The sequence below is a fragment of the Halogeometricum sp. CBA1124 genome, assembly GCF_009741955.1.
Taxonomy (GTDB): domain Archaea; phylum Halobacteriota; class Halobacteria; order Halobacteriales; family Haloferacaceae; genus Halogeometricum; species Halogeometricum rufum.
Genome location: NZ_WPCD01000171.1, coordinates 1 through 8,087, shown reverse-complemented (window position 1 = coordinate 8,087; position 8,087 = coordinate 1). Strand labels below are relative to the sequence as shown.

Below are 8,087 nucleotides of genomic sequence, written 5' to 3'. Positions count from 1 at the left end.
CGCGGGACTTCTCGTCCTTCTCGGTGGCGTTGAACGCGCGCCACTCCGGTCCGCGGTCTATCTCGTCCTCCTCGACGACGAGGCCGCAGTCCTCGCACACCGTCTCGCCCCGGCCGTCGTCCGTGGCGAGGTTCGTCGACCCACACTCGGGGCAGCGAAGCGTCTCCTCGGTCGCCTCCGCGCGTTCGTCCGCCGTCTCGTCGCGTTCGCCTGCCGCCGCCTCGCGTTCGCCCGCCGTCTGCTCGCGGCGGTCTGTCCGACGGTTCTCCGAGTCGGTCTGGACGCGCTGACGCGCGTTCTCGGTAGCGGTGTCACTCATTATTGGGTTCCAGGGCGGGGAGAACGGGTGTCCCGACCCTCGCTCGATATCACGTAACGGCTCCGCGCTCAAAAATGTGTCGCGGTTGTGCCGACATTATTCTCGCTAATCACGTTTGTCACGACAGTTCGTGAGGGATCGGCCGCGTCCTCAGTCGGTCGCGAGGCCGTCGAGGGGGTCGCCGGGCGGCGACTGCGTCCCGACTGCCGCGTCGCCGGCGACGGCCGAGAGCACGTCCGCCGAGGAGACGACGACGCCGCGTTCGCGGAGTCGGTCGTACGCCTCCCGGCCGGCGCGTCCGGCGTAGTTCCGTTCCTCGAACGGCCGTTCCTCGACGAGGACGACGCGGTCCGCCGCCGCGGCGGCGCGGAGGTTCGCGAGGTTGCCGGTTCCCACCTCCACGTCGGCGACGACGACGCAGTCCGCCTCGGCGACGCACTCCGCGACTCGCTCGCTCGCGTCCTCGCCGACGGCGGAGAAGGGGTCCACCGTCACCGCGTCTATCCCGAGGCTCCGGGCCGTCTCGGTGTCGGTGTCGCCCTCGTTCAACGCGCCGACGCTGACCTCGTAGCCGGCGGCCGAGAGGAGATAGAGGTGTCGGGCCGCGGTGCCCCCGCCGCCCACGACGTGGACGCGCCCTCGCGCCTCGTCGCGTCGGTGGGGCGGTCCGGGAGCGCGGTGACGTACACGGACCCGGTGACCGGGTGGCGCGCGACGACGGCGTTCGCGCCGAACGCCCCCTCCAGGTTCGCCTCGGTGAGGACGGACGCGGGCGGCCCCGTGGCGACGACGCCCCCGCCCGACAGCAGGACGAGTTCGTCGCAGTAGTGCGCGGCGAGGTTCAGGTCGTGGATGGCCGCGACGGCCGTCTTCCCGGCCGAGACGGACTCGCGGACGAGTTCGAGCGTCCGCACCTGATGGTTGATGTCGAGGCTGGCCGTCGGTTCGTCCAGCAGGAGGACGGGCGTCTCCTGCGCGAGGGCCCGCGCGATGAGTACGCGCTGTCGTTCGCCGCCGGACAGGTCACCCACCGACCGGTCGGCCAACGCGGCCGTCTGCGTCCGTTCGAGGGCGCGTTCGACCGCCGCGTCGTCGCCCTCGCGCCAGCCACCCAGCCGCGAGCGGTGGGGCGTCCGACCCATCCGCACCGTCTGGCGCACGTCGAAGTCGAACGTCAGCGTCGTGTCCTGCGGGACGGTGGCGACGAGGCGACTCGTCTCCTTCGAGGAGAGCGACCCGACGCGTTCGCCCGCGACGACGACGGCGCCGCGCGAAGGCGAGAGCGCGCCGTTCATCGCGCGGAGCAGCGTCGTCTTCCCGCTCCCCGAGGGGCCGACGACGGCCAGCACCTCGTTCGGTTCCACCGCGAGGTCCACGTCGGCGAAGACCGTCTCGCCCTCGAAGCCGTGCGTGACGCCGCGGGCGGCGAGGCGCAGGCCGCCGGTCGACCCGTCGTCGCTCCGCCCGTCTCCGGCGGCCGCCACCTCGCGGGCTTCGCTCATCGACCGTCACCTCCGCCCAGCGACGTTCCGACCGAACTCGACCGGTCGCCGGCGGTTCGCTTGCCCGGCGTCCGGTCGCGGAGGTGCGACCCGACGGCGTTCACGCCGAGGACGAGGACGAGGAGGATGGCGCCGAGGGCCAGTCCCGTCTCGACGTTGCCCTTCCGCGCCTCGACGGTGATGGCCGTCGTGAGCGTCCGCGTGTAGGAGGTCTGGTCGGAGAAGACGATGTTGCCGCCGACGATGAGCACCGACCCGACTTCGCTGATGGCGCGGCCGTAGCCCGCGAGGACGGCCGTGACGATGCCGTACCGCGCCTCGCGCAGGACGACCAGTCCGACGTCAGTCGTCGTCCCGCCCGTCCCGAACGCCGCCTCGCGCAGGTCGTCGCCGACGGACTCGACGGCCGACAGCGAGACGCTGAGGACGACGGGCGTGGCGAGGATGGTCTGGGAGATGATCATCGCCCGCGGGGTGAACAGCAGTTCGAAGTCGCCCAGCGGTCCGGAGTTCGAGAGGGCGAGGAGCACGACGAGGCCGACGACGACGCTCGGAAAGCCCATCCCGGTCGAGATGACGGAGGTGAGCGCCGACTTGCCGCGGAAGTCGCCGAACGCGACGGCGACGGCCACGGGGAGGCTGACGGCGGTGCTGACGGCGACGGCCACGGTACTCACGTACAGCGAGACGAGCGTGATGCTGACGAGGTACTGCGTGTTCAGGTCGCCGAACAGCGTACCGACGAGCACGGGTGAGCCTCTGCCCCCGTCCGACTAAAAGTCCTCGGGGACGACGGCGTCGACCCAGTGCTCGAACCGGAGGTCCTCCTGCGACTGCGAGGAGCCGTCCCAGTCCTCGGGCACGTACTGGCCGAACTGCGGTTCCTCCGCCAGCGCGTTCGGGAAGAACAACTGCGACCCGTTGGCGGTGTAGCCGTCGATTATCTCCTGCCCCTGCGGTCCGGTGAGGAAGCCGGCGTACGCCATCGCCAGCGAGTAGTTCACGTCGCCGTACTTCGCGGGGTTGACCGGGATGACGCCGTAGGGATTCTTCAGGATGGTCGGCCCGTCCTTCAGCGGTCCCTGCACGTGGATAGTGAGGTCGATGTTGTCCTTGGTCGCCAGATACGTCCCCCTGTCTGCGAGCGTGTACGCGCCGGACTGGTCGGCCTGCACTAGCGTGTCGCCCATCCCCTTGCCTATCGCGCGGTACCACCGGCCGGACGGGTCGACACCGGACGCCTCCCAGATGTTCAGCTCCTTCTTGTTCGTCCCCGAGTCGTCGCCGCGGGAGACGAACGTCGACTCCGTCTCCGCGATGGTGGCGAACGCCTCCGTCGCCGACGGCATCCCGCCGACGCCGGCGGGGTCGTCCGGCGGGCCGACGACGACGAAGTCGTTGAACATCACGTCGCGACGGTTGACGCCGAAGCCGTCCTGCAGGAACTCGTCCTCCGCGCCGCGGGCGTGGACGAGGATGACGTCCGCGTCGCCGTTGCGGGCCGTCTCGATGGCCGCGCCCGTCCCCTGCGGGATGGTCTTGACCGTCGCGCCGAACTGCTCTTCGAACACGGGGTTGAGCGCGTCGAGCAGGCCGGTGTCGTACGTGCTCGTCGTCGTCGCCAGCGTCAACTCCGCGTCGCCCGACGGCTCCGACTGCCCCGCGGCGTCGGCCGTCGCGCTCCCGTCCGTCGACTCCGCCTGCGTCTGTGCGTTCGCGCCGTCCTCTCCGGTGCACCCCGCCAGCGCTGCGAGCGTCCCCGCCCCCGTCGCCTGCAGGAACCGTCGGCGTTGTATCGTCATGGACACATCGATGGGCGTAGTCGAAATAAAGCTATGGTCGTCGGCGTAACCGCGAGACGGTACGTGAGCGTCTCCGACCGACCGAGAGAAACCGTCCGCAGTTTCCACAGCGGTCGCTCACGGAACCGTCACGTTTCTTTCCCCACACGACCCTACCGGCAGATATGGAGACGTGGGCCACGCTGTTCGACCGGGCGGCGGCGTTCGAGACGGACGAGGAGACGATTCGCGAGACGCTCCGACGGCGGCGCGAGGGCGATGACTGACCCCGACCCGAGTCCGGCGCGCGTCGTCGCCGACGCGGACGTCCTCGCCGCGGACCTCCTCGTCGATGGCGACGCCCGCGACGCCCTCGACCACCTCCGGGCGCACTCGTGGACGACGCTCGTGGCCAGCGACCCTCTCCTCGACGACGCCGAGTCCGTCGTCGCCGAACTCGCGGACGCCGAACTCGCGGCCGACTGGCGAACGCGCGTCGAGGCGTGGCGCGACCCCGTCTCCCACCCCGCGGGCGACCACCCGGCACTCGGGTCGGCCTACCGGGGCGGCGCGATGCACGTCCTCACGTTCGACGGCCGTCTCACCTCCGCCCGCGCGGCGACGACGCTCGGCGGTCGATTCCCCGTGAGCGTCCGCGAACCGCGGGCGTTCGCCACCCTGTTCGACGCGGCGAGCCTGTACGAGGAAGTCGTCGGCGGCGACTACCCGGGACCGGACGCCGACCCGCGGGAGTGACGCCGCTCCCAAAACTTGTTAACCACCGAGTCAGTCAGTATCGTCTACAGTTATGCCAGCGAAGACGGGCGGTTCACACGCACTCGCGGGGTTCTCGACGCTCGTGGTGGGGTCGTTACTGTCGAAGTATCTCTGGGCCGTGGTCCCGTCGCTCGGCGAGGCGTCGCTTCTCGCAGTCGGCCTCCTCAGACGCGTCACCGGGGCGTCGCTGCCGGTCACGGAGCAGTTCGCCGGGTCGCTCGTCGTCATGGTCGGCCTGTCGTTCCTCTGGGGCGTCTTCTTCCATCTGGGCCGCCGCGCATAGCGAGTTTGGTTCGCCGCCGTACTCGTCGACTCACTGCGTTCGCCGTCTCCCGTTCACTCGCACTGCTCGCTCCGGGACCACCGATGGACTCGCTCCGCTCGTCCATCGAGGTTCGCCTCGCTCACTGCGTTCGCCGTCTCCCGTTCACTCGCACTGCTCGCTCCGGGACCCCCGATGGACTCGCTCCGCTCGTCCATCGAGGTTCGCCTCGCTCACTGCGTTCGCTCGGCGAACCACTCCCCGAACTTCGCCACGCCCGCCCGCGGTGTGAGATGGCGTTCTTGGCCTCCGCGTCCATCTCCGCGAACGTCGTCCCCTCGTGTTCAAGATGGGGTCGTAGCCGAACCCTCCCTCGCCGCGCGGGGCGACGATGCGCCCGCGGACGGTGCCCGTGAACAGTTTCACCGGCAGGGCCTCCGTCTCCTCGTCACCCTGTTCGGCACCGCGCGCGGCCGCGGCCGTCCGGTCGTCGCGGTCCACGGGGTCCGGCGACGCCTCGAACCCCGCGCCGTCGCAGTACGCGAGGACGCAGTCGAACGACGCCCGGCGGGGGTCCTCCAGTTCGCTCGCGACCAGTCGGGACACCGCCTCGACGCCGAGAGTGTCCTCGACGTACGACGAGTACGGGCCGGGGAAGCCGTCGAAACCGTCGACGAACAGGCCGGCGTCGTCCACGAGGACGGGTTCGTTCGCGTGGCGGTACGCCTCGCGCGCCCCGTGCGCCGCGATGGGGCCGAGTTCGGACGCCTGCACCTCCGTGTAGTCGTAGTCCAACTGCTCGACGCCGTCGTCGAGGTACTGCAGGGCCTCTCGCACCTTTCCCGGGTTCGTCGTGACGTAGCGAAGCATCTACTCGCCTGTCGCGCGGGTTCGGAGAAAGATGCGTCGGTCGGCGTCGCGTCCGCGGCGCAGTCGTCGGCCGCGAGCGACGGTGCGGACGCGAGAGCAGGTGCGTCGCGTCGGTCCTCAGTCGACGATGACTTCGACGGGTCCGTCGTCCTCGTCCTCGTCTTCGAGGTCCGGCCCCGGCGCGGAGGAACTGCGCTCCTGCCAGAGGAGGGCGCCAACGACGACGACGACGACCCACGACCGCCAGTTCGCGAGGTTCAGCGTGTAGCCGATACCGAACGGCTTCTTCACGAGCATCTTCTCGCCGGGCTTCCAGTACGACGAGAGCATCCGACCGAGCGACGGGCGCTCGAAGTTGTACGGCACGCCGAGAATTTCTCCTTTCTGCGGTTTGTCTGCCATGTGGAGTCGGTACGCCCGCGCCGGATAAATCGTTTTGGTGTAGCTGCACCGTCTGGAGTCGCCGAGGCGGCGTCGTCCCGCAGAAAGCACTTATCGTTGTTGGCCGACCGGTCGCACGCGATGCCCTCCACGCGTTCGATTCTCGCCGTCGCCGCACTGTTCCTCTTCGCGGGGTGCCTCGGCGGCGCCGCGCCCGGCACCGACTCGCCCGGCACCGACGCGCCCGACACCGGGTCGCCGTCGGAGACGACTGCCACCGCCGCGACCACGTACACGCCGCTCCCGGACCGGTCGACACCGTTCCCCGAGGGGCCGAAGTCACCGCCCGAACGACCCGCGGAACTGACCGCGGAGTCGCTTCGTCCCTACCTGACGACGTACGAACGCCGGTGGGTGTACAACGAGATGTACCCCGGTCCGAACAAGAACTACGAGGCGCACGTCTCCGACTGCGAGGTTCGCTGGCTGGACGAACGCGACGTCGGCTACGTCGCCGTCGTCGCCTGCACGGCGTACGCCGAGTACGAGACGATGCCGGCGGAGAACGGGACGCCCGTCCGGGTCCACGCCGACTGGTTCACCCAGTCGTTCACCTACCTCGTCGACGAGGACGCGGTGGTTCGCCGCCGCCCGACGGGCGGCGAGGCGGGACGCGCGGACGACTGACCCGGCGACGAACGGACCCGACCGCTCCCGCCGAGCGCTACTGGTACCGACCGCGCCCCTCGACCTGCCGGAGGCGCGTCAGCGCGTCCGAGTCCGGGTCGAACGACTCGCCCTCGTCCGCGCGTGCGACGGCGGCGTACCCGTCCTCGAACGCGCGCAGGAGGGGACCGGGGTCGTCCGCGGTGCCCTCGACGCTCTGGCCGAACACGTGCAGGTCCATCGCGTGGTCCTCGACGTGGCCCGTGTGGTAGCCCAGTCCGAAGTCGATGAGGTACGTCCGGTCGTCGTCCACCCGGACGTTGCGCGTCGTCGGGTCCCCGTGGACGAACCCGGCGTCGTGGATGGTGGCGAGGTGCTCGCGACCCGCCGACACCGCGCCTCGGTCAACGCGCCCGCGAGGTCCGTCTCGCCGACCGCCTCGAAGACGATGACGCCCTCGGCCGGGTCCACGTCGCGTATCACCGGCGTCGGGACGCCGGCGCGACGGGCCAGACTCGTCAGGCGTGCCTCCGCGCGCGTTCGCTCCGTGCGCAGTCTGTCGTCCAGTTCCGGATGGCGGTACGTCTTCGGCACGCGGCGCTTGACGACGGTGCCGTCCTCGAACGTCACCGTCGCCTCCGCGCCGCGAATCTCGTCCGCGGCCGTCGGGTCGCGGGCGACGGACTCCTCGTCGTCGCGCCACGTCACCGGCACCTGGTCGGGGCGGAAGTTCGGGTCCACCGACGAGTCGGGGACGGACAGGGTGTCGCCCGCGGCGAGCATCCGCGCGCCGAGGACGGCTATCATCCCGGCGTTGTCGCGGAGGAACCGCGGTTCGGGCGCGTAGAACGCCGCGCCGCGTTGCTCGCACATCTCCGCGAGCATCTCCCGCAACCGCTGGTTCTGGCCGACGCCGCCGCCGAGGACGAGTTCGTCCGTCCCGGTCAGCGACAGCGCACGCTCTGCGACTTCGGTCAGCATGGCGAATATCGTCTCCTGCAGGCCGAAACAGACGTCTTCGACGGGGACGCCGTCGTCGTAGGCGTCCTTCGCGGCTGACATGATGCCCGAGAACGAGAAGTCCATCCCCTTCACGACGTACGGCAGGTCGCAGTACTCGCCGTCCTCCGCGGCCGCCTCGACTTTCGGTCCTCCGGGGTGGGTCCAGCCGACGTGTCGGGTGAACTTGTCGATGGCGTTGCCGACGCCGGTGTCCATCGTCTCCCCGAGGACGCGGTACCGGCCGTTGTGGTAGCCGAGCAGGTGCGCGTTCGCTCCGGAGGCGTTCAGACAGACTGGGGAGTCGAACCCCGAGCCGTGGCGCCCGATTTCGAGGTGGGCGACCATGTGGTTGACGCCGACCAGCGGGACGTCCAGCGTCTGAGCGAGTGCGCGCGCGGCGGTGCCGACGATGCGGAGGCACGGGCCGAGTCCGGGGCCGCGCGAGAACGCGACGCCGTCGACGGCGGGGCCGTCGCCGTCGGCCGTCTCGGCGGCGCGGTCCAGCACCGTCTCGACGACGGCGGGGA

At 70.5% G+C, this 8,087-nt stretch carries 8 protein-coding genes and 3 pseudogenes; 3 read left to right on the top strand and 8 right to left on the bottom strand.

Annotation, left to right across the window (positions count from 1 at the left end):
• The 4 genes and pseudogenes from GJ632_RS16750 to GJ632_RS16735 form a co-directional block, all read right to left on the bottom strand.
• On the bottom strand, positions 1-319 hold a 319-nt coding region (locus GJ632_RS16750), incomplete at its 3' end, for a TFIIB-type zinc ribbon-containing protein (RefSeq protein ID WP_305037689.1).
• A gap of 150 nt (positions 320-469) precedes the next feature.
• A pseudogene (locus GJ632_RS16745) lies at positions 470-1,821 on the bottom strand (ATP-binding cassette domain-containing protein).
• The gene (locus GJ632_RS16740; RefSeq protein ID WP_394328062.1) at positions 1,818-2,570 is read right to left on the bottom strand and encodes an ABC transporter permease; all 753 of its coding nucleotides are present in this window, start codon (positions 2,568-2,570) and stop codon (positions 1,818-1,820) included. Before GJ632_RS16740 ends, GJ632_RS16745 begins: the two are co-directional and overlap by 4 nt.
• Positions 2,571-2,594: 24 nt before the next feature.
• Positions 2,595-3,623 carry a substrate-binding domain-containing protein gene (locus tag GJ632_RS16735; RefSeq protein WP_191453549.1) on the bottom strand — a complete coding sequence of 343 codons (1,029 nt, stop codon included), beginning with the start codon at positions 3,621-3,623 and terminating at the stop codon, positions 2,595-2,597.
• A 258-nt stretch (positions 3,624-3,881) separates the two neighbouring features.
• Between GJ632_RS16735 and GJ632_RS16730 the strand changes: the two genes are divergently transcribed.
• Positions 3,882-4,358 carry a hypothetical protein gene (locus GJ632_RS16730; protein ID WP_089809002.1) on the top strand — a complete coding sequence of 159 codons (477 nt, stop codon included), beginning with the start codon at positions 3,882-3,884 and terminating at the stop codon, positions 4,356-4,358.
• Between the two features lie 52 nt (positions 4,359-4,410).
• Entirely contained in the window at positions 4,411-4,662 is a 252-nt protein-coding gene (locus tag GJ632_RS16725; RefSeq protein ID WP_089809000.1) for a hypothetical protein, read from the top strand.
• 53 nt (positions 4,663-4,715) lie between these two features.
• On the opposite strand, the gene GJ632_RS16720 is transcribed toward GJ632_RS16725, so the two are convergent.
• The 3 genes and pseudogenes from GJ632_RS16720 to GJ632_RS16710 all read right to left on the bottom strand — a co-directional run bounded on the left by GJ632_RS16720 (position 4,716) and on the right by GJ632_RS16710 (position 5,913).
• Positions 4,716-4,859, bottom strand: coding sequence for a hypothetical protein (locus GJ632_RS16720; RefSeq protein ID WP_191453548.1), 144 nt, complete (start codon positions 4,857-4,859; stop codon positions 4,716-4,718).
• Positions 4,860-4,874: 15 nt separating this feature from the next.
• Positions 4,875-5,511: pseudogene (locus GJ632_RS16715) on the bottom strand (non-canonical purine NTP pyrophosphatase).
• Positions 5,512-5,628: 117 nt separating this feature from the next.
• Positions 5,629-5,913 (bottom strand): DUF5808 domain-containing protein, encoded by a 285-nt coding sequence (locus GJ632_RS16710; RefSeq protein WP_191453547.1) that lies wholly within the window; start codon positions 5,911-5,913, stop codon positions 5,629-5,631.
• 120 nt (positions 5,914-6,033) lie between these two features.
• Between GJ632_RS16710 and GJ632_RS16705 the strand changes: the two genes are divergently transcribed.
• Positions 6,034-6,579: a hypothetical protein gene (locus tag GJ632_RS16705; protein WP_191453546.1), complete on the top strand. Its 546-nt coding sequence runs from the start codon at positions 6,034-6,036 to the stop codon at positions 6,577-6,579.
• A gap of 37 nt (positions 6,580-6,616) precedes the next feature.
• Here GJ632_RS16705 and GJ632_RS16700 read toward each other — a convergent pair.
• Positions 6,617-8,087: pseudogene (locus GJ632_RS16700) on the bottom strand (bifunctional N(6)-L-threonylcarbamoyladenine synthase/serine/threonine protein kinase); the annotation flags it as partial.

Bases quoted from the DNA above. Each gene is read 5' to 3' on its own strand.
- GJ632_RS16710 (WP_191453547.1), bottom strand. From the start codon at position 5,913: ATGGCAGACAAACCGCAGAAAGGAGAAATTCTCGGCGTGCCGTACAAC.
- GJ632_RS16705 (WP_191453546.1), top strand. From the start codon at position 6,034: ATGCCCTCCACGCGTTCGATTCTCGCCGTCGCCGCACTGTTCCTCTTC.
- GJ632_RS16720 (WP_191453548.1), bottom strand. From the start codon at position 4,859: ATGGACGAGCGGAGCGAGTCCATCGGGGGTCCCGGAGCGAGCAGTGCG.
- GJ632_RS16730 (WP_089809002.1), top strand. From the start codon at position 3,882: ATGACTGACCCCGACCCGAGTCCGGCGCGCGTCGTCGCCGACGCGGAC.
- GJ632_RS16725 (WP_089809000.1), top strand. From the start codon at position 4,411: ATGCCAGCGAAGACGGGCGGTTCACACGCACTCGCGGGGTTCTCGACG.
- GJ632_RS16735 (WP_191453549.1), bottom strand. From the start codon at position 3,623: ATGACGATACAACGCCGACGGTTCCTGCAGGCGACGGGGGCGGGGACG.